The sequence below is a fragment of the Agromyces sp. NPDC056965 genome, from assembly GCF_042673425.1.
In the GTDB taxonomy this organism is placed as follows: Bacteria; Actinomycetota; Actinomycetes; order Actinomycetales; family Microbacteriaceae; genus Agromyces.
On the sequence record NZ_JBHURI010000011.1, the window covers coordinates 44,448 to 65,968 of the forward strand.

General features: G+C 70.8%; 15 protein-coding genes. 7 read left to right on the plus strand and 8 right to left on the minus strand.

What is annotated here, in order from left to right:
- Window positions 1-27 precede the first annotated feature (27 nt).
- Genes ACFTQE_RS04545 through ACFTQE_RS04555 form a run of 3 tightly spaced genes read right to left on the minus strand, consistent with a single transcriptional unit; the run spans window position 28 to window position 4,402 of the window.
- Window positions 28-2,307, minus strand: a complete 2,280-nt coding sequence (locus tag ACFTQE_RS04545; RefSeq protein WP_376923948.1) for a glycoside hydrolase family 3 C-terminal domain-containing protein — start codon at window positions 2,305-2,307, stop codon at window positions 28-30.
- Window positions 2,304-3,086: a phosphatase PAP2 family protein gene (locus ACFTQE_RS04550; protein ID WP_376923949.1), complete on the minus strand. Its 783-nt coding sequence runs from the start codon at window positions 3,084-3,086 to the stop codon at window positions 2,304-2,306. The genes ACFTQE_RS04545 and ACFTQE_RS04550 overlap by 4 nt, the downstream gene beginning before the upstream one ends.
- Window positions 3,086-4,402, minus strand: coding sequence for an MFS transporter (locus ACFTQE_RS04555; protein WP_376923950.1), 1,317 nt, complete (start codon window positions 4,400-4,402; stop codon window positions 3,086-3,088). Before ACFTQE_RS04555 ends, ACFTQE_RS04550 begins: the two co-directional genes overlap by 1 nt.
- Before the next feature lie 92 nt (window positions 4,403-4,494).
- Here ACFTQE_RS04555 and ACFTQE_RS04560 point away from each other — a divergent pair, with 92 nt between their 5' ends.
- The 6 genes from ACFTQE_RS04560 (at window position 4,495) to ACFTQE_RS04585 (ending at window position 11,561) form a co-directional block, all read left to right on the plus strand.
- Window positions 4,495-5,073 carry a TetR/AcrR family transcriptional regulator gene (locus ACFTQE_RS04560; protein ID WP_376923951.1) on the plus strand — a complete coding sequence of 193 codons (579 nt, stop codon included), beginning with the start codon at window positions 4,495-4,497 and terminating at the stop codon, window positions 5,071-5,073.
- Between the two features lie 4 nt (window positions 5,074-5,077).
- Complete coding sequence (locus ACFTQE_RS04565; protein WP_376923952.1) at window positions 5,078-6,292, plus strand: ROK family protein; 1,215 nt, start codon at window positions 5,078-5,080, stop codon at window positions 6,290-6,292.
- A 178-nt stretch (window positions 6,293-6,470) separates the two neighbouring features.
- Window positions 6,471-7,787: an MFS transporter gene (locus ACFTQE_RS04570; RefSeq protein WP_376923953.1), complete on the plus strand. Its 1,317-nt coding sequence runs from the start codon at window positions 6,471-6,473 to the stop codon at window positions 7,785-7,787.
- 9 nt (window positions 7,788-7,796) lie between these two features.
- Window positions 7,797-9,287 (plus strand): carboxylesterase/lipase family protein, encoded by a 1,491-nt coding sequence (locus ACFTQE_RS04575; protein WP_376923954.1) that lies wholly within the window; start codon window positions 7,797-7,799, stop codon window positions 9,285-9,287.
- A gap of 85 nt (window positions 9,288-9,372) precedes the next feature.
- On the plus strand, window positions 9,373-10,629 hold the full coding sequence (locus ACFTQE_RS04580) for an ROK family protein (RefSeq protein ID WP_376923955.1): 1,257 nt from the start codon (window positions 9,373-9,375) through the stop codon (window positions 10,627-10,629).
- Window positions 10,630-10,712: 83 nt separating this feature from the next.
- Entirely contained in the window at window positions 10,713-11,561 is an 849-nt protein-coding gene (locus tag ACFTQE_RS04585; protein ID WP_376923956.1) for an AraC family transcriptional regulator, read from the plus strand.
- A gap of 45 nt (window positions 11,562-11,606) precedes the next feature.
- Here ACFTQE_RS04585 and ACFTQE_RS04590 read toward each other — a convergent pair whose 3' ends face one another.
- The 5 genes from ACFTQE_RS04590 to ACFTQE_RS04610 all read right to left on the minus strand — a co-directional run bounded on the left by ACFTQE_RS04590 (window position 11,607) and on the right by ACFTQE_RS04610 (window position 17,546).
- On the minus strand, window positions 11,607-12,710 hold the full coding sequence (locus tag ACFTQE_RS04590; protein WP_376923957.1) for a saccharopine dehydrogenase NADP-binding domain-containing protein: 1,104 nt from the start codon (window positions 12,708-12,710) through the stop codon (window positions 11,607-11,609).
- Between the two features lie 113 nt (window positions 12,711-12,823).
- Window positions 12,824-14,044, minus strand: coding sequence for an MFS transporter (locus ACFTQE_RS04595; RefSeq protein WP_376923958.1), 1,221 nt, complete (start codon window positions 14,042-14,044; stop codon window positions 12,824-12,826).
- A 136-nt stretch (window positions 14,045-14,180) separates the two neighbouring features.
- The gene (locus tag ACFTQE_RS04600) at window positions 14,181-14,957 is read right to left on the minus strand and encodes a glycosyltransferase (RefSeq protein ID WP_376923959.1); all 777 of its coding nucleotides are present in this window, start codon (window positions 14,955-14,957) and stop codon (window positions 14,181-14,183) included.
- Between the two features lie 73 nt (window positions 14,958-15,030).
- Window positions 15,031-16,509 carry a peptide MFS transporter gene (locus tag ACFTQE_RS04605; protein ID WP_376923960.1) on the minus strand — a complete coding sequence of 493 codons (1,479 nt, stop codon included), beginning with the start codon at window positions 16,507-16,509 and terminating at the stop codon, window positions 15,031-15,033.
- A gap of 47 nt (window positions 16,510-16,556) precedes the next feature.
- On the minus strand, window positions 16,557-17,546 hold the full coding sequence (locus ACFTQE_RS04610) for a helix-turn-helix transcriptional regulator (RefSeq protein ID WP_376923961.1): 990 nt from the start codon (window positions 17,544-17,546) through the stop codon (window positions 16,557-16,559).
- Between the two features lie 239 nt (window positions 17,547-17,785).
- Here ACFTQE_RS04610 and ACFTQE_RS04615 point away from each other — a divergent pair, with 239 nt between their 5' ends.
- Window positions 17,786-21,463: a S8 family serine peptidase gene (locus tag ACFTQE_RS04615; RefSeq protein WP_376923962.1), complete on the plus strand. Its 3,678-nt coding sequence runs from the start codon at window positions 17,786-17,788 to the stop codon at window positions 21,461-21,463.
- Window positions 21,464-21,521: the final 58 nt, after the last annotated feature.

Here is a 21,521-nt window from a genome sequence, read left to right on the forward strand (position 1 = left end):
ACGGCCGTTCGTGGTCGATGCGGTCGACTATGCGCGCTGCGAGTTCGACAGGTCGATCAGCTGCTGGATCTGCTCGGGCGTCACGGGCACGCCCGGGAAGCCCGCGAGCTTGCCGATGGGGAACGACGCCATCATCTTGTCGAGGCCGCCCTCGTCGAAGATGTCGGTGTCGGCCATGCCCGACGCGAACGAACCCATCGCCTGCATCACGATCGGGCCCGCGATCGGGTCCGCAGCGAGCTCGGCGATCGACGACTCGAGCGAGAGCGGCAGGCGCACGGCCTCGCCCTCGACCTCGACGACGGCGTCCAGGCGGATGTCGCGGCTCGACGCTCCCACCTCGACGCTGTACGCGCCGGGCTCGACGACCCAGCGGTCGACGCGGATGTCCCAGTACGCGAGGTCCTCGCCGCGCACCGCGATCTCGACCTCACGCGACTCCCCGGCGTCGAGGGCGACGTTCGCGAACGCCTTGATCTCGCGTGGCGCGCGCTGCACGCCCGAGGCGGCGAGGCCCGTGTAGACCTGCACGACCTCGCGGCCGGCACGGTCGCCGGTGTTCGTCACCGTGAGGCGCACGGCGAGCCCCGACCCATCCGTTGCCACCGACAGCTCGGAGTACTCGAACGTCGTGTACGACAGGCCGTGTCCGAACGGATAGCGCACCTCGGCGTCGCGGGCGTCGTACCAGCGGTAGCCCACGAAGAGGCCCTCGCCGTAGCGCACGTGGCCGAAGTCGCCCGGGAAGTTCAGGTACGCGGGGGTGTCCGCGAGCTTCACGGGGATGGTCTCCGCGAGGCGACCCGACGGGTTGACGGCGCCGTAGAGCACGTCGGCGATGGCCGATCCGCCCGCCTGCCCGCCGAGCCAGCCCTCGAGGACCGCGGGAACGTCATCGGCGAACGGCAGTTCGACGACGCCGCCGTTGGCGAGCACGACGACGGTGCGCGGGTTCGCCGCGACGACGGCCTCGAGCAGCGCGAGCTGCTCGGCCGGGAGGTGCAGGTCCTCGCGGTCGAAGCCCTCGGACTCGTACGAGCCCGGCAGGCCGAGGAAGAGCACCACGACGTCCTTCGACGCGGCGAGCTCGGCTGCGGGGCCGACGAGGTCGCCGCCGTCGGAACCGTCGGTCGTGAAGCCGGCGGCGAACGCCACGTTCTCCCGGCCCGCATACGAGACGATGCCGTCGAGTGCGTTGTCGAGCCGCGTCGGGTTGATGAGCGAGGAACCGGCGCCCTGGTAGCGCGGCTTCTCGGCGAACGCGCCGATCACGGCGACGGAGGCCCCGCCGTCGAGCGGCAGGATCGCGTCGTCGTTCTTCAGGAGCACCGCGCCGCGACCCGCGGCCTCGCGGGCGAGGGCGTGGTGCGCGTCGACGTCGTATCCGGCGCCCGATGCGCCGGCCACGGCCTTCTGCACGAGCTCCACGACGCGACGTGCGCCGAGGTCGAGCGCCGACTCGTCGAGCGAGCCGTCGGCGACGGCGGCGACGAGCTTCGCGGCCGAGCGGCCGTCGGACGACGGCATCTCGAGGTCGAGTCCTGCGGGCAGGCCCACGACGCGGTCGTTGACGGCTCCCCAGTCGCTGACGACGAGGCCCTCGAAGCCCCAGTCGTCGCGCAGCACGGTGTTCAGCAGCCACGGGTCCTCGCTCGTGTACACGCCGTTCAGTCGGTTGTACGAGCACATGACGGTCCACGGCTGGGCGTCTTCGACGACGCGCTGGAAGCCGCGCAAGTAGATCTCGCGCAGCGGTCGCGGGTCGACGTCGCTCGACGACGACATGCGCTCGTGCTCCTGGTTGTTCGCTGCGAAGTGCTTCAGCGAACCGCCGACGCCCTGCGACTGCAGGCCGTTCACGAGGGCTGCGCCGAGCACGCCCGAGACGATCGGGTCCTCGGAGAGGTATTCGAAGTTGCGGCCGCAGAGCGGCGATCGCTTGATGTTGACGCCCGGGCCGAGCAGCACGCCGACGCCTTCGGCGCGGGCCTCCTCGCCGAGGGCGGTGCCGACGCGCTCGAGCAGCTCGGGGTCGAAGGTCGAGCCGAGCGCCACGGCCGGCGGGAAGCACGTGGCCGGCACGCTGTCGCCGATGCCGAGGTGGTCGGCGCTGCCCTTCTGCAGGCGCACGCCGTGCGGGCCGTCGGTGAGCACGATCGACGGGATGCCCGCGCGCTCGATGCCCTGCGTCGTCCAGAAGCTCGCGCCGCTCGTGAGCGCCGCCTTCTCGTCGAGCGTGAGCTCCGCCACGATGTCGGCGGCGGGCGCTTCGAGGCCGATGCCGGTGGTGTTCAGGATGTCCGTCATGATGCTCCTTCGATTGCCGGTGCGTCGGTACTCCGCCGGAAGAGTGGCTTTCCGTAGTCCTGCTGCAGCAGGTTCGCGAACGCCCACCAGAGGATGAGGGTCGCGGAGGCCCCGCCGATGATCCCGAACAGCGCGTCCGAGAGCCAGTGCGCGTTGATGAGGGTGCGCTGCCAGATCATGCCGACCACGAGCAGCGCGCCGATGATCCACCAGACGAGTCGCTTCGCGGGCGGGAACAGGGCCGCGACCGCGACGAGCAGGATGCCGGTGCTGACGGCGTGCCCCGAGGGGAACGAGCCGTGGTCGACCTCGAACAGCGGCCCGAAGAGCCCGTTCGCGAGGTCGTCGGCCGGACGCGGCCGGTCGACGAGGTTCTTCGTGAGCTGCGAGACGCCGAAGTTGCCGACGATCTCGGCGGCGAGGAAGAACAGCGCCGAGCGCCAGCGGCGGATCACGAACAGCCAGATCGGGATGAGCAGCAGCGTCAGCACCGCGCCGGGGATCTGGCCGAGGTGCTGGAAGAGCATCGGCAGCGCCCAGGCTTCGCCGCCCGTGCCGGGCGCGAGCCCGACGAGGGAGCGCCAGGCGTCGTCGACGGCCTGGGTGAACGGGCTCGCGGGGTTCGCGGCCACCGCGAACCCGAAGATCACGAACAGCGCCATGCCGATGAGGCCGGTCACGAGCAGCCAGCGGGGCCTGCGGGCAGCGGATGCCCCCGGCCCGCCCGCCACGGGAGCGGTCGCGTCGATCGAGGTCGAAGCGGCGGCGGCATCCGACATCACTTCACCGCCTTGATCGGCCAGACGGCGAACGCGCCGAGGATCGAGAGCACGATCGCGACGGGGAAGAGGCCCTCGAACCCGAATGCGATGACGATCGCGCCGGCGACGCCGGGTGCGAGGGTCTGCGGCAGGGTCGCCGCGATGTTCACGACGCCGAGGTCCTTCGCGAAGGACTTCGCCGACGGCAGCACCTCGCTCATGAGTGCGGTGTCGACGGCCTGGAACATGCCGAAGCCGAGACCGGCGATGAAGGTCATGATCATCCAGGCGGTGAGGTCGGGCCAGACCCACGGCAGGAGGAATGCCAATCCGGTCACTGCGGACGACACGAAGACGAAGATCTTGCGGCGACCGAGCTTGTCGGAGAGCGGCCCGGAGATGATCGTCGCGATCAGGATGCCGGCGAGGCTGATGAGCCCGAGCATGGGGATGACGTCCTGCGGCCGCGCGACACCGAAGTAGTCGGTGAGGAGGTAGAGCTGGTACCCGGTGACGGCGAAGTAGCCCGTGTAGAGGAGGAGCCTGCCGGTGAACGCCCAGAAGAAGTCGGGGTGCTTGATCGGGCTGACCCAGAACGTGCGCAGGAAGTCGCCGAACTTGAACGGCTCGGGCTCGAGGTCCTTCGAGGAGTAGTCGGGGTTGAAGACGATGAACAGCGTGAGCATGACGAGCGAGAACGCGGCGAACGTCACGTACCCGGCGGCGATGCTGCCGTAGAAGATCGAACCGACGATCTGGCCGCCGAGCGCGCCGACCATGAGGCCGATGCCCGAGAGCGTGGCGAAGGTGCCACGGCGCTTGACGGGTACGCGATCGGGCATGACGGCGCTGAGCGGGCCCTGCGCGAAGTTGTACGTGATCTGCACGAGCGTCCAGGCGATGACGACGCCGACGAGGCTGTTCGCGAAGGCGAGGCCGACGAGGGCGAGGCCTCCTGCGAGCGAGCCCATGAAGATCCACGGTGCTCGACGGCCGAACCGCGAACGCGTGCGGTCGGAGATCTGGCCGGCGATCGGCTGGGCGATCATCGAGAAGAACGCGCCGATCGTCATGACGATCGCGAGGTTGCCGATCTTGTCGGCCTCGCCGAACTGCGCGGCGACCTGGGCGGGCAGCAGGATGCCCGGCACGGCTCCCCAGATGAGGAAGATGCCGAGGTTCGCGGGGATGATCCAGCCGAGGAGCCGGCGGACGCCCTTGATCGGCGTGGGCGGATCCTCGTTGCCTGCGGCCTCCTCGAAGAAGGCGAGCGCCTCTTCGGGCTCTTCGGCGCGGATCTCGGTCGGGGGGTGCTGGTTCGACGCCATTGTCATCTCGGGGGAATCCTTTCGGGGCCTCGTCGTCGAGGCGAGTGGCAAAACCATACATCGCTCGGTTTTCATCTGCAAGCGACTACCATGCAGATATGGCACGAAGAGGTTCGTACGCGAAGGGCGTCGCGAAACGCGAGGAGATCCTCACGACCGCGCTCGACGTGATCGCTCGCAACGGCTACCGCCGCACGAGCGTGCGCGAGCTCGCCGACGCCGTCGGTCTCAGCCAGGCCGGACTGCTGCACTACTTCTCGTCGAAGGAGGAGCTCTTCCAGGAGATCCTCCGCAAGCGCGACGAGGTCGACTCGGCCGCGTTCGACGTCGAGATCGCGCAGCCGATCGAGGCCTTCTTCGGCGTGATCCGGCACAACAGCGAGGTGCCCGGACTCGTACAGCTCTACGCCCAGCTCTCGACCGAGGCCGGCGACCCCGAGCACCCGGCCCACGAGTTCTTCGTCGAGCGGTATGTGCAGTTCCGGGCACTCTTCGGCGGCATGCTGCGCGACGAGCAGGCCGCGGGCCGCATCGCCGCCGACATCGACATCGAGCGCGTGGGGAACCTGTTCCTCGCCGCCGCCGACGGCCTGCAGACCCAGTGGATGCTCGACCCCTCGATCGACATGGCCGAGCACGTCGCCTACCTCTGGCAGCTCGTGACGCGCAAGGCCTGAGCGGATGCCGCGCCTGCCCCGCTCGCTCGTCTCCGGCGACGTACGCCGGCACAACCTCAGCCTCGTGCTCGAGCACATCGTGGGTTCCGGGCCGAGCGCTCGCAGCGAGATCGCCGAGGCGACCGGGCTCACCCGGGGCGCGGTGACCGCGCTCGTCGCCGCACTCACCGGAGCCGGCGTGCTGCGCGAGCAGGCACCGGAACCCGGCGCGGCGGGCCGCCCGGTCACGCGCCTCGAACTCGACGCGGCCGCCGTCGCCATCGTCGTCGCGCAGCTCGACGCCGACGCGGCGACCGCGCTCGTGACGAGCGTCGCGGGCGAGGAGCTGTTCCGCATCGTCGAGCAGCACGGGCGCCCGATGGGCGACCCCGAGCGCGTGCTCGACGTGCTCGCCCTGGTCGTCGCCGAGGCCCTCGAGCACGCGCGGGCCGTCGGGCGACGGGTCACCGAGCTGCCCATCGTGATGTTCGCACCGGTGGGCGGCGAGCCGCCGGTCGTGCTCGCCGACACCGACCTCGGCTGGGGCGTGGTCGACGTCCTCGGCGAGCTCCGGGCGCGCCTGCCCCAGCTCGGCGCTGAAGTGCCCATGAGCCTCGTCTCCGACGGCTGGCTCGCCGCACTCGCCGAACGCGCCCTGGTTCCCGGCACCGACGCACTGCTGTACCTGAAGAGCAACTCGGGCATCGGCGGCGCCATCGTCTCGAACGGCCTCGCGCTCGAGGGCGCGCACGGCGTCGGCGGCTCGCTCGGGCACCTGCCCGTCGTGCCCGACGGAGTGCTGTGCGAATGCGGACAGCACGGATGCCTCGTCACGGTCGCGGGCCCCGACCGCCTGCTCGCCCTCGCCGGCCTCGGCGACCTCGTCGCCGAGCGCGGGCTCTCGGCGGCGCTCGACGAGCTCTCCGCCCGCATCACTGCCGGCGAGCCCCTCGCCGCGGGCGCCTGGCGCGAGGCGCTGCCGTGGATCGCACGCACGCTGCAGATCCTCTCGCTCGCGACGGACCCCGAGCTCATCGTCATCGGCGGCTTCTGGGCGAGCCACGCCGCGTCGATCGAGGTCGTGTACCGGGCGAACCGCCCGAACATCCCCGCGTCCGTCGGGGGCATGGCGATCCCCCCGCTCGTGGCGGGTCGCCTCGGCGACGACGCCGCCCTGCTCGGCGCGGTCCGGGCGGCTCGCGACCGCCTCATCGCCGATCCGGAGCGCCTGGGCCTCTGACACCGCGATGTTCGCCGGGGCCCGGGACGAGCACGGCAGCAGCGGCCATCGCGGCGGTCACTGAGTTCAACGGTTGAATTCTTCGACGAAACGGCGCATACTCATTGCCGAGCGCCATTCGGTTTTCGCGCGAGTGAGTGCCACATTCCGGCAGTTCTCGATGAAGAGGAGCCCCGTCTTGTCTACCCAGCCCCCCGCCGCAGGCGACCCCGCCATCCTCGTCGCACCCACCGGCGCGATCTCCGCCACCGGCCCCGTACCGGGCGAGCCACCGCAGAGCCCGCCGGCGACCCGTCGTCTGCTCCCCTCGATCGCGATCACGTCGCTCGTGCTGTTCGCGACCTACTCGGGTCTCATCTCGATCCTGCTCCCGCTGCAGGTCGGCCGCATCGACCCCGACGCGAAGGTCGCCAACCTCGCGATCGTCTCGACCGTGTCCTTCGTGTTCGTGCTGTTCGCCCAGCCCCTCGTGGGGGCGTTCAGCGACCGCACCCGATCGAAGCTCGGTCGGCGCGCCCCCTGGATGATCATCGGCGCCGCGATCGGCGCGATCTTCCTCACCGGACTCGGCAGCCTCACCTCGATCGCCTGGATCTGCATCTTCTGGGTCGTCATCCAGTTCTCGCTCAACGCACTGCAGGGGCCGCTCACGGCGATCGTCCCCGATCGCTTCCCCCGCGACCGCCGCGGCATCGCGTCCTCGATGATGGGAATCGGCACGATGCTCGGCGGCGTCGCCGGCGTGATCCTCGCCGGCACGTTCGCCGACAGCGTCGGCGTCGGCTACACCGTCTTCGGCATCACCGTGCTCGTCGTGGCGCTGCTCTTCGTGCTCTTCAACCGCGACTTCTCGTCGAAGGACGCCGTCGTGGCGCCGTGGAGCTGGAAGGCGTTCTTCTCCGGATTCTGGATCAACCCGCGCAAGCACCCCGACTTCGCGTGGGCGTTCGCGGCCCGGTTCCTGTTCATCCTCGGCTACTTCGTCATCTTCGCCTTCCAGCTCTACCTGCTGACCGACTACATCGGGCTCACCGAGAAGGAAGCCGTCGACACGACGGTCCTGCTGAGCATCGCCGGCGCTGTCACGACCCTCATCGCGATCGCGTTCAGCGGTTGGCTGAGCGACAGGCTCGGCCGTCGCAAGGTCTTCATCTACGCGGCATCCGGGATCATGGTCGTCGGCCTGGCGTTCCCGCTCATCATGCCGAACGTCACGGGCATGCTCATCATGGGCCTCATCAACGGCTTCGGCTTCGGTCTCTACATGGCCTGCGACACGGCCCTCATGACCGAGGTGCTGCCCGGAGGGGGAAGCGCCGCGGGCAAGGACCTCGGCATCCTCAACGTCGCGACCAACATCCCGCAGGCCATGAGCCCCGCCGTCGCCGGTATCCTCATCGGGTCGCTCGGCGGCTATCCCGCCCTGTTCGTCTTCGGGATGATCTGCGTCATCCTGGCCGGCGTCGCCCTCATCCCCATCAAGAGCGTTCGTTAGGAGAACAGCATGACCCAGACCGGTACCGACACCCTCGTCGAGGTCGCCACCCGCGCCGGCAGCGTCCGCGGCGCGTGGCGCGGCGAGCCCGGCACGGCCGAGGCATCCGCTGCGTTCCTCGGCATCCCCTTCGCCGAGGCGCCCGTCGGCGAACTCCGGTTCGCCGCCCCGGTGCCGAAGGCGCCGTGGGAGGGCGTGCGCGACGCACTCGAGTTCGGCGCGACCGCGCAGCGCGGCGACCCCGGCGTGACGCTCATCCCCGAGCCGAGCGTGCCCGGCGAGTCGACGCTGAACGTCAACGTGTTCACGCCGTCGCCCGAGACGGCGGACGCCGGGGGCGGGCTGCCGGTGCTGGTCTGGATCCACGGCGGAGGCTACTTCGCCGGCTCCCCCGCGAGCCTCTGGTACGACGGCGGGCGCTTCAACCGCGACGGCGTCGTGACCGTGACGCTCTCGTACCGCCTCGGCTTCGACGGCTTCGGCTGGATCGCGGACGCACCGTCGAACCGCGGCATCCGCGACTGGTTGCTCGCGCTCGAGTGGGTGCAGGAGAACATCGCCCGGTTCGGCGGCGACCCCTCGCGCGTCACCATCGCCGGCCAGTCCGCCGGCGGCGGCGCCGTGCAGACCCTGCTCGGCATGGAGGCGGCGCAGCACCTCTTCCACGCGGTCTACTCCATCTCGGGCGCGACCGCCGATGTCACGCCCGAACGCGCCGAGAAGTTCGGTCGGGAGCTGGCCGCGACGCTCGGCGTCGCGCCCACTCGCGCCGGGTTCGGCTCGCTGGGCGAGGACGTGATCCTCGAGGCGCAGAAGAAGGCGACCGAGATGACGCCCGCTTCGTTCACGAGCTTCATCGACGAGGGGCTCGGCCTCGGCCCGACCATCGACGGCGAACTCCTGCTGCGCCCGACGAACGAGTCGTTCGCCGCCGGCGTCGGCGCCGACAAGCCGCTCGTGCTCGGCGCGACCGACGACGAGTTCTCGATGATCTTCGCCGACGCCGAGAAGAAGATGCGGTGGATCCCGAAGTCCGTCATCCTGAAGAAGCTCGGCATGCCGAAGGCGACGATGAAGGCGTACCTCACGGCGAACGCCGATGTCGCGGCCAAGGGCACGGCACGCATCGGCGGCCGGTTCCTGACCGACCGCATGTTCCGCACCGCGCTGCTGAAGACCGTCGCCCAGCGCGGGGATGCACCGACCTGGGTGTACCGGTTCTCGTGGCCGTCGGGCACGTTCGGCTTCGCCGAGCACTGCCTCGACGTACCGTTCTTCTTCGACTGCCTCGATTCGATCGCGATCGAACCGCTCGCCGGCCCGAACCCGCCGCAGCGGCTCGCCGACGAGGTGCACGGCGGCGCCGTCTCCTTCATCACGACGGGCGAACCGGGCTGGCCGCGATACACCGAGTCCACGCGCGAGACGCGGGTCTACGACACCCCGTCGACCGTCGTGACCGACGGCTACGCGAGCGTGCGTCCGATTCTCGACATCTGAGTCGAGGACCGGAACGGGGCCTTCGGGTCGTGTACCCCGAATGGGGTACGTGACCCGGAGGCCCCGTTGCACGCATGCTTCTCACATGACTACGGCCGGCGAGACCTCAGTTCCCACCACGACCGGCCCGCTCGACGAGGTGCACCGCGAGCAATCGGCGCGGCTCGTCGACCACCTGGTCGACCACGGTCCGGCGACCCGCAGCGAGCTCGCCGCCGCGACGGGCCTCGGTCGCGGCGCCATCGCCGGGCTCACCTCGCGACTGCTCGACGCCGGGGTGCTGCGACCTGAAGCAGCGGATGCCTCGGGCGATCACCGCACCGCACCGCTGACGCTCGCCGCAGCCGACCACGTGCTCGTCACCGCCCACCTCGGACCCGACGACGCGGTCGCGACGCTCGCCACGCTCGGCGGCGTCGAGCTGGCCCGCTTCACCGCACCGCTCCGCCAGGAGGCCGCACCCGACGGCGAGACCGACGTCGCTCCGAGCCCGCTCGAACTCCTCTCCGTCGTCCTGGGCCGCGCCGTCGCCCGCGCCGAACGGGCGGAGCGGGCGATCGCCGACGTCACCGTGCTCGTCGACGGCGCCGTCGCCGGAACCCCCTCGATCGTGCTCACCGACGAACGGCTCGGCATCGAACCGGTCGACGTGCTCGGCGAACTGCGCGCCCGCACGCCCGGCCTGGCCGAGGTCGAGGCCGCACTGCCCATGCCGATCACGCTCGTGCCCGCTGCGGTGGCCTCGGCATCCGTCGAACTTGCCGGAGCCGCCTCCCGCGACCTGTTCTACATCGCCGGCGACACCGGAATCGTCGCCTCCGCCGTCATCGGCGGTCGGCCGATGCGCGGCGCCCACGGCCTCGCGGCGACGTTCGCGCACCTGCCGATCGTGCCGGGCGGCGTGCGCTGCACGTGCGGGCAGCGCGGATGCCTCGCCACCGTCGCCTCCCCCGAGATCGTGCTCGAGCGGGCGGGCCTCACCGAGTTCGCGGCCGCCCACGGCCGTCTCGCCGCACTCGACGAGCTCGTCGTGCTGGTCGACGCCGCCGATGACCGCGCCCGTTGGTCATGGCTCGACGCGGCGCTCTGGATCGGTCGGTCGCTGCAGCTCGTCGCACCGACCCTCGACCCCGCGTACATCGTCGTCGGCGGCTACTGGGCGGCACTGGTCGGCGACATCGAGACCTCGTTCCGCGACAACCGGCCGACCATCGGCGGCGGCGCCCTCGAGTCGATCCCCACGATCATGGCCTCGCAGCAGGGCGGTGAGGCGGCCGTCGCCGGCGCCCGCCGTCAGGCTCGGGAGCGCTTGGTCTCCGAGCCGTTGCTGCTCGCGGGCTGACGTGCACGCCGTCATCGGGGAATGATCGGCGCCTCGAGGCGATTGCACCTCACATGCGCATGATCACGTCGTCGCCACGGGCCATGGTCCGGGTCGACGACGACGCCACGATCGGGCGGTTCCTCGAGCACCTCAGGTGGTCGGTGATCGAGACCACCCGACACGATCTCGCCGCGGGCGCGACCCGACGCGACCGACACGAGACGACCCGGCTCCACGTCGTCCTCTCCGGCACCGTCGAACTCGAGCGGGGAGACGAGGTGGTCGACCTCGACCGCGGGGACATCGCGCTCCTGCCTCAGGGTGGACCGACGCGATTGACCGCCTCCGCCGACGCTCGCCTGCTCAGCGCGACGATCGAGCTGGTGGTTCCCCACCCGACCATGACCCGGGCGATGCCACCCGTGCTGGCCGCTCGTGGGTTCGGTCGGACTGAGCCCGGGTTCTCGAGCCTGCTCGATACGATGCACCGCGAGGCATCCGACGCCCGTCCGGGCTCGGGCACCGTGCTGGCCGGGCTCACCGACGTGGTCATCTCCGCGGCGGTGCGCTTCTGGCTCGAACACGGCTGCGGCACGGCGCGCGCCTGGCTGGCCGCGGCGCAGGATCCGAACGTCGGCGACGCCCTCGCCGCGATCCACGAGAGCCCCGGGTCGCGGTGGACGGTCGCCGCCCTCGCCCGCGTCGCGCGCGCGTCCCGCTCGCAGTTCTCCGAGCAGTTCCGCGAGACGGTCGGCGACACCCCGGCCCGGTATGTGACCCGGGTCCGGATGGCGCAGGCCGAGCGGATGCTCCGCAACGGCGAACCGGTCGCGGGCATCGCCTATCGCCTCGGCTACGACAGCGAAGACGGGTTCAGCCGAGCGTTCCGCCGCCACAGCGGTGTCGCACCGAGCCGGTGGCGGCGGGCCGCCCTCCGGCCCGTCGCCTGACCCCTACCCCGGCTCCGACTCCGACTCCGACTCCGACGACACCGGTCACGACAGCTCGGCCGGCTCGGCCGACGCGGACGACGCGATCGACCAGCTCAGCTCCTCGTGCAGTGCGTCGAGGAAGCTCGCCGGATCGAACATCGCGCCGGCCGGCGCGACCCCCGTCGTCCGCGTCCGCCCGGAGAGGATGCGGTCGACGGCTTCGGCTGCGAGCGGACCCGTGATCGCGTAGATGTCCTGCCCGGAGGCGGATGCGCGTCGCTGCTCCGCACCCCGGCGTACCACGACATCGACGACGAAGGTCTGCTCGGATCGGCCGTTCTCATCGACGGGAACCGGTGCGGGCGTGGCCGTCGATGAGAGTTCTGCGACCGCTTCGACCGTCATGTAGCAGTCGACCCCGCGAACCCGCAGGTGCTTGGGGATGGTGACGATGTCGGCCATCGAGAAGTGGCTTCGAACCTGTCTGACGCCGAGCGGCTCGGGAAAGGGCCATGTCGTCTGCCGGGACTCGTCCTCCCCGTACTGCAGGCTGCCGTCGCGGAAGGTGACGTGTCGACCATCGCGTCGTTCTCGCGAGACCGTCCCGGCCGCGCGAGTCCCGGGAGTGGGATGCCAGCTGCTCAGCCCGTACGCGACGTGCACCTCGTCCGCGTCCGCCCAGTCAGCCATCGCGGCGGTCGCGAGCAAGTCTCCCAGGCCGCCGAAGAACGCCATCGCCGGCACGACGATCACGCCCTCGTCCTCGGCGCCGGCGAGGACACGGCTGCGCGTGAAGGTGTCCTCGTTCGCCTCGATCTCGGCGGCGACATCGACGTAGGGAACCCGCCGGCGGTGCGCGGCATCCAGCAACGGCCCCGTCGTGTGCGCGAACGGGCCCGCGCAGTTGACGACGGCCGCGACATCACGCAAGGCCTCGTCGATCGCCTCGGCGTCGGTGACCTCAGCCGGGCGAGCATCCAACCCGAGCTCCGCGGCCATCACCTCGAGGGCTGCACCGCTCCTGCCTGAGAGCACGGGGACGAGTCCGCGCCGGAGCAGCTCGGTGACGACGAATCGGCCCGTGTGCCCGTAGGCCCCGTACACGAGCACCTTCGACGGCTCGGAGACCGCATCGGATGCCGCTCTTGCCACTGCGTCGGATCGCACAGGCGTTCTCCTCCGGTTCACGGTCGCGGCCGACCGCCGCGGCCTGTCTTGCGAAGCTAGCAGCCGCCCGTGGCGTGGACACGCCGCGGTCGCTGCGGCATCCGCTGGCTCCCTTACCGGCGCCGCGCCGTTGCGAGCACCATGCCGCCGAGCACGGCGGAGATCCCGCCGCCGAGGAAGGCGACCTGCACGCCGACGGAATCCACGAGCAGGCCACCGACGGCCGCTCCGATGGTGATCGCGGTCTGGAAGGCGGCCACGATGAGTCCGCCCGCGCTTTCGAGCCGATCGGGGGCGACGCGCGCCATCCAGGTCTGGATCATCGTCGGAACCGCACCGAATCCGGCACCCCACACGCTCACCACGATGACCGCGACGACCGGGTTCGCGCCCCACAGCGCGTACAGCACCATCGAGGCGCCGATCGCGGTCGGCGCCGCGACGAGCAGCACGCCCAGGCGCCGATCCGCCAGCGGGCCGGCCGCCAGGTTGCCGGCGAACGAGGCGAGCCCGAAGACGGCCAGGAGCAGTGCGAGCGTCGCCGGCGTGACCGCGCCGATCGACTCGAAGGCGGGGCGCAGGTAGGTGAAGCCGGCGAAGTGGCCCCCGGCGATGAGCACGACCGAGAGGATCCCGAGCGCGACGACGGGCCGAGCGGCCGTCCGCACGAGGGTGCCGAAGCCGGGCGCCCCGGTCGGCGGCACCGACGGCAGCGTCACCATCTGCACCGTGAGGGCGATGACGCCCACCGCTGCGGCGCCGAGGAACACCGTGCGCCAGCCGAGGAGGTCGCCGAGGACGGCGCCCGCGGGCACCGCGGCGATCGTCGCGAGCGACAGCCCGGTGTTGACGATCGTCATCGCGCGGCCCAGCCGATCGGCCGGCACGAGCTGCGAGGTCACGGCGAGGGACATGGCCCAGAATCCCGAGATCGCGAGGCCCAGCAGCAGTCGCGAGGCCATCATGAGCCCGAACACCGGAGCGATCGCGACGAGCACGTTCGAGACGACGGCGAGCGTGGTGAGGCCCACCATGACCGTGCGGCGATCGACCCGCGGCAGTGCCGACACGACCAGCGGGCCGCCGACGATGCCGATGATGCTCGTGGCGGTCACGAGCTGTCCGGCGACACCCTCGGTGATGCCGAGGTCGGCCGCGATCGGCGAGAGCAGGCTCGCCGGCAGGAACTCGCTCGCCACGAGCGTGAAGATGCCGAGGCCGAGCGAGACGACGCCGGCCCATGCGGCCCTGCGGGGGGCCGGGGCATCCGCGCCCGGTGCCGCGTCGGCGGGCGAGAGCGAGATGGCACTGGTGCTCGCGGTATTCGTGGACATGTCGCTCCTTCAGGTGGATCTCCACCCTCTCGGAACGACCGCGCCGACGCCCGACCGTTCGTCGTCGGTACCCGACGGATCGTCCGGTTGAGGCGTCGCAGCAGGGCGGTGAGGCGGCCGTCGCCGGCGCCCGCCGTCAGGCTCGGGAGCGCTTGGTCTCCGAGCCGTTGCTGCTCGCGGGCTGAGGCAGCCCGCGACCGATCCTGCTGCGGATCCCCCAGCCGGTCACGCGCATCATCGCCTCGACCACGATGCCGGCGCTCATCTTCGATCGGCCGCGTTCGCGTTCGACGAAGGTGACGGGCACCTCGACCACGACGAGGCCGGCCTCACGCGCGTGCCAGAGCATGTCGACCTGGAACCCGTAGCCGCGGGTGTGCACGTCGTCGAGCCGGATGCGTCGCAGGGCGTCGGCCCGGAACACCCGGTACCCCGCCGTCGCATCACGGGTGGGCAGCCGCAGCACCCAGCGCGCGTAGGCGCTGCCGCCGCGCGAGAGCCACTGACGACGGCGCGGCCAGTTCTCGATCGAGCCGCCGTCGATCCAGCGCGACCCGATGACGAGGTCGACCGGCGGCTCGGCGGTGAGCGCGTCGAGCAGTCGCGAGAGCTGTTCGGGCTGATGCGAGCCGTCGGCGTCCATCTGCACGATCGGGTCGAACCCCTCGCGGAGCGCCCACGCGAACGCGTCGAGGTAGGCGGCGCCGAGGCCGTTCTTCTCGGTGCGGTGCAGCACCTGCACCGAGGCATCCGCCGCCGCGATCTCGTCGGCGATCAGGCCGGTGCCGTCGGGTGAGGAGTCGTCGACGACGAGCACGGAGGCCGCGGGCACGGCGGCGCGCACGCGCGCCACGATCGCAGCGATGTTCTCGCGCTCGTTGTAGGTGGGGATCACCACCAGGGCTCGGGTCATCACTCGAATCGTAGTCGCCTCGAGCATCGCGCTCGCGCCAGCGGCCCCGACCCGGGCGACGAGCGGGCTCGGGTCAGCGCACGCCGGCCATGAGCTTCAGCACGCCGCGGCTGCCGACCGCGAGGGCGATGCCGAGCACGATCGCGATGGCACCGAGCACACCGAAGTAGACCACCTCGGTGTCGGCCGAGTAGAACGTCGCGAGCTGGCCCGAGATCGCCGTGCCGAGCGAGACCGACAGGAAGAAGAGCGCCACCATCTGCGTATGGAACACCTTCGGCGCGAGCTTCGTCGTCACCGAGAGTCCGACCGGCGACAGCAGCAGCTCGGCCACGGTGAAGATGAACAGGATGCCGATGATCGCGAGCAGCGGCGTGGAGTTCGCCGCACCGCCGGCGAACGGGATGAACAGCAGGAACGCCACGCCCATGATCGCCGTGCCGAGCGCGAACTTGATCGGCGTCGACGGCTGCCGGTCGCCGAGCTTGGTCCAGATCGCCGCGAACACTCCCGACAGGATGATGATGAAGATCGGGTTGATCGACTGCACCCACGAGACGGGCATCTCCCAGCCGAAGAGGTCGCGGTTCAGCTGCTTGTCGGAGTAGATCGTGAGCACCGTGAACTGCTGCTGGTAGAGCGACCAGAAGGCGACGCTCGCGACGAACAGCGGAATGAAGCCGACCACCCGGCTGCGCTCGACGGTCGTGATGCGCTTGCTCGAGAGGATCACCGCGAAGTAGGCGACCGCGGCCACGATCACCGAGGCGATGACCCAGGTGACGAGGTTCGTCGCGGTGATGAGACCGGTCATGACGAGCACGACGACGGCGACGATCGCCGCCACGGCGATGCCGATCACGAGGCCGAGTCGGTCACGAGGCAGCGGGTTCGGCACGACGGATGCCTCGGCCGGCAGTCGCTTGCGACCGAACGAGTACTGGATCAGGCCGATCGCCATGCCGACGGCGGCGAGGCCGAAGCCCCAGTGGAAACCGAGGGTCGACGCGAGCAGTCCCGTGAGGATCGGGCCGAAGAAGGCGCCGAGGTTGATGCCGAGGTAGAAGATCGAGAACCCGGCGTCACGGCGTGGGTCGTGCTCGGAGTAGAGCGTGCCGACGACGCTCGTGGCGTTGGCCTTCAGCCCGCCCGAGCCGAAGGCCACGAGGATCAGGCCGACTCCGACGCCGACGAAACCGGGCAGGAGGGCGAGCGCGATGTGCCCGGCCATGATGACGATGGCGCTGAAGAAGAGCACCTTCTCGCTGCCGAGCACGCGGTCGGCGAGCCACGCGCCGAGGATCGTGGAGAGGTAGACCCCGCCGCCGTACGCACCGACGATGCCGGCCGCCGCGGTCTCCTCCATGCCGAGGCCGCCCTCGGCGACCGAGTAGTACAGGTAGATGAGCAGGATGCCCTGCATGCCGTAGAAGCTGAACCGCTCCCACATCTCGACGCCGAAGATGTTCGCGAGCGATCGCGGCTGACCGAAGAATCCGCGGTCGCGCTTGATTTCACTCGGCTCCGAGACCGGCTCGGTGACACTGCCCATGGAGGTTAACCCTACCGGAGCGCCGTGCGGCGGCCCCGCCTCGACCGTCAGCCGCGGACGAGCCAGCCTCGCTCGGAGGCATGCCAGCCGAGCTGGAGCCGACTCGTCACGCCGGCGAGCTCCATGAGCCCCCGCACCCGCCGCTGCACGGTGCGCTGCCCCATGTCGAGATGCTTGGCGATGCTCGCATCGGTGAACCCGCCGAGGAGCAGCGACAGCACCTGGAGGTCGAGCGTGTCGAGACCGCTCTCGCCTTCGACCACCTCATCGGAGCCCGGACCGCTCAGCACGAGTGGCGTGGCGTCGTGCCAGACCGATTCGAACAGGCCCGACAGGGAGTCGACCAGGCCGCTCGCGTGGATCACGAGAGCCGCCGGTTCGGAGTGATTGCCGTTGAGCGGCACCATCGCGAGCGACCGATCGGCGATCATCAGCTTGGTCGGCACCCGATCGACCACCCGGACGTTGACGTCGGGGCCGAGCGCAGACGACACCTCGGCGAACTCGGCCGGTGACGTGAGCACGGCGCGTTCGACCACGATCCGATACGTGACGCCGCGTGCGACGGCCACGCCCTCGGCCTCGTTGTCGGGCCCGGACACGGCCACCGAATGCTCGGTCACGAACGACATGACGTCGTGCGTCGCACCCAGATGCAATTGGAGGAAGCGTTGCGACACCGCAGCTGCGCCGACGACCACCTCGACGAGATCACGGGCATCCGACTCGGAGGCCTCGGCGAGGTACTCCTCGGCGAGCGCCACCGCCGTCAGCTCGGCCTCCTCGAGCTCGAGCCGCTGCTGGATCAGGAGCGGGCGCAGGGCGACGCCCGGGGGCGATGCGACCCAGCGCCCACCGGACTCGACCGAGGACTGCGTCGCCAGACCGCGTTGCTCCAGCGCGCGGAGCCGCCGCCCGATCTCGCCTTCGCCCGTTCCGAGCCGCCGGTTCAAGTGAGGGAGATCGGCGGCGCCGAGCGCGAGAAGGGACCGGTAGACGGACTCCTCCCCCTCGTCGAGCCCGATGGCTGACAGCATGCGAACACTCCTCGGTCGCGGATCTCAGGGTGGCGGGAAGCGGCCACGGCGTAGTCCCGCCCGCTCCCATTCTTCCGTTCGGGTCGCCGGTACTGCGAGCCTGACGGCCAAGCCCGGCAGACGCAGACCGATCCGGCCGTCGTCGCGGGCTCACAGAAGGAAGGAAACCGATGCGCCCCATCTGGCGTAGCACTCTGACCGCGACCACCGTCGCCGTCATGGTAGCCACCAGCGCAACCTTGTCCAATGCCGTCGAAGCGAATGAATCCGGCGAGCAGCCTCCGATCGTCGGCAGCAGCGCCTGGCGCGGCACGACAGCCGACCCGCCCGTCACGGTCACCCTGGTCAACGGCGACCGGGTCGTCGTGACCAACGGCAGCACCGTCGCGGTGCTCCCGCGCGAAGACGGCTCGCAGCCGCTCGTGGAGACCCGCCAGGTCGGCGACGATGTCTACGTCTACCCGGCCGACGTGGTCGAGGCACTGGCGGCCGGCACGGTCGACGAGGAGCTCTTCAACGTCACCGGCCTGGTGCGTCAGGGCTACGATGACGCCCACAGCGCCACGCTGCCGGTCATCGCGCAGTACGCCGACCCGGCAGCCGCGATGGTGACCCCGCGCGGCGCCGAGACGGGCGTCGTGCTCGAGTCGATCGGCAGCGCCGCACTCAGCGCGGACAAGGCGACCGCCAGGGACTTCTGGGCCGACCTGACCGACCCGCAGAGTCGCTCCGCCGGCTCGATCGAGAAGCTCTGGCTCGATCGCAAGGTCGAGGCCACCCTCGACCAGTCGACCGCGCAGGTCAACGCGCCGGAGGCATGGGCAGCCGGGCTCGAAGGCGCGGGCGCGACCGTCGCCATCCTCGACACCGGCGCCGACGCCGAGCACCCCGACCTCCAGGGCCGCATCATCGCCGGCGAGGACTTCACCGGATCGGGATCGTGGAACGACGGCAACGGACACGGCACGCACGTCGCGTCGACGGTCGGCGGGTCCGGCGCTGCCAGTGACGGCGCGAAGCGCGGCGTCGCACCGCAGGCCGCTCTGCTCGTCGGCAAGGTCCTCGCCGACAACGGCTCCGGCTCGACGTCCGGCATCATCGCGGGCATGGAGTGGGCCGTCGAGCACGGCGCCGACGTCGTGTCGATGAGCCTCGGCAGCACCGCCCCGGTCGACGGCTGCATCGACCCGATGGCGATGGCCGCCGGGTCGCTCTCCGAGAGCAGCGACAGCCTCTTCGTGATCGCGGCCGGCAACGTCGGGCCGGCGAACAACACGGTCTCCTCCCCTGGTTGCGCACCGTCGGTGCTGACGGTCGGCGCGGTCGACCGGGACGACAGCACGGCGGTCTTCTCCAGCCGTGGACCGGTCGACGGCACCCACGTCCTGAAGCCCGAGATCACGGCACCGGGAGTGGGCATCTCCGCTGCGGCGGCCGGTGGCCGGGGCCAGTACGCGTACCAGTCCATGTCGGGCACGTCCATGGCCACCCCGCACGTCGCGGGAGCGGCGGCGATCGTCAAGCAGCGCCACCCCGAGTGGGACGGCGAGCAGATCAAGGCCGCCCTCGTGTCGTCGGCCGAGACCGACATCCCCGGTGACGTCCGCGAGACCGGCGCCGGCCGCCTCGACGTGGGTGCGGCGGTCGACGAGACGGTGACTGGCGCACCGGCCCTGCAGGCAGGCACGTTCGACTGGCCGCACACGAAGTACGAGACCGTCACGATCGACGTGCCCTACACGAACCTGTCGGATGCTGCGGTGACCCTGCAGCTCGAGGTCGAGGGCCTGACCGGCAACGACGGCTCCCGCGTGAAGGTCAGGCTCGCGACGCTCGAGCAGGACTCGGTGACGATCGAACCGGGCGCGACGGCGACCGTGCCGCTGCGGGTGAACCCGGCGGCGAAGCTGGCCGCCCACCAGTTCGGCGACGTCACCGGGCGGATCGTCGCCACCGGCGACGCCGACGTCTCGACGCCGTTCTCGCTGTACGTGCAGCCCGAGACGGTGCAGGTGACGGTCAAGGTCATCGACCGCAACGGCAACCCCGCGAGCGGCGCGTCGTCGCTCGACATCGTCAACATCGACACGAGCAGCGGCAGTCGCCGGGCCAACGGCGGCGCAGGGGAACATGTCGTCGAGGTCCGCCCCGGGCGCTACTTCGTCTCGAGCTTCGTCGCCACGCCTGACGCCGACGGCGCCACGAAGCTCGTCGACTCGGTCAGCTACCTGGCACGGCCCGAGCTCAAGATCTCGGAGGACACGACCGTCGTGCTCGACGCCCGCGACGCCGAGCGCATCACCGTGAAGACCGACCGTCCCAGTGAGACCCGGGCCATGAGCCTCTCCTTCGTGCGCAGCTGGGACGACACGTGGCGGCACTCGGGCACGCTGTTCGCGACGTCCACCGTGAATGCGGTCTACGCCGACGTGCAGGGCAGGGCTCGTGACGGCGAGTTCGAGTTCCGGCACTTCTGGCGCAACGCCGCGCCGCTCGTCGACGAGCTGTCGGTGGTCGGCGGCGACGAGCTGCACCCGATCCCGGTGGGCTACTCCTCGCTGAACCTCACGGGCACCGGGCAGTCGCCCGTCGTCGACGCGGGCACCGGCACCGCCGCCGAACTCGCGGCGGCCGACGTCGCGGGCAAGTTCGCGCTCATCCGCCTCGCCGACGGCGCCACCTCGGTCAACACCGTGGCGCTCGCAGCGCACGAGGCGGGCGCCGAGGCCGTGCTGGCGTACCACGAGGCGACCGGGCGCTGGCAGCCCAAGAGCGGCGCCGCCGTCTCCCAGGCGCCGAGCTACGCGATTCCCTCGGAAGAGGCCGCGTCGCTGCTCGACCGACTCGCCGCAGGCCCCGTCGAGCTGCAGTGGAGCTTCACCGCGGCGAGCCCGTTCGTCTACAACCTCGCGTTCTCGCAGGACACCCCGTTCACCGACGCCAAGCAGTTCGTCGTGCGCGACAAGAAGCTCGGACGCACCGAGGCGACGTACCAGGCGATGGGCGCACCGGTCGATCGCCTCGACTGGGCCGCAGCGGTCGACGCGGAGGGCTACGGTATCGCGGTCGGCGGGTTCCAGCCGGTGCCGGCGCCCTCGACGCGCACCGAGCTGTTCACGGCGGGCGACGTCCGGTGGCAGTCGGCCGTGCTCGGGTACTTCCCGCACGGCGAGATGATGGTCGATCAGTTGCGCGAGGTCGAGCCCGGCGGCGTGCGCACCGACACCTGGTACGGCGGCACCGTCGCCCCGACCGCGATGGAGTCGTACACCGGCGAACTGATGCTGGCCGCCGAGCGGCAGGGCAACCTGATCGGCTTCGCGAGCGGCATGTGGGGCGACAGCTCCGGGCACTGGGCCGACCAGGGATCGTTCGGCGACATCGGCAACCTCAAGCTACGCCGGAACGGCGTGGAGATCGGCCGGTCGGTCTACACCTCCGACGTGTTCGAGGTGCCGGCCGACGACGCCGAGTACGAGCTCGAGCTGTTCACGGAGAAGATCGGCCGCCAGACGGAGACCTGGCAGCGGTCCTCCAAGGTGACGACGGTCTGGAAGTTCCGCTCCCAGCTCGACGAGTCCGTCGTCTCCCAGGGCCTGGCGGTCATGTTCCCCCGCGTCGACCTCCCCGAGGACGGGATGAAGACGCTGGCGGCGGAGGCCGGGCAGGAGCTGAAGCTGCACGTCACCGGTCACGCGGGCTACACGCCCGGCACGATCACGAGCGCCGCGCTCGCGACCTCCACCGACGGGGTCACGTGGGTGGACGCCCCGACCGCCGAGCAGGACGGCGAGTGGGTCGCGGTCGTCGACCACTCCGGTGCATCCGGCCAGCCGGTGAGCGTCCGCGTGACGCTGACCGACAGCAACGGCAACTCCGTGACGCAGACCGTGGTTCGGGCGTACGACGTGCGCTGATCACCGCGACAACCGAAGGGATCGGCCCACGGCCGCTCGGACTCGTGCGAGTCCGAGC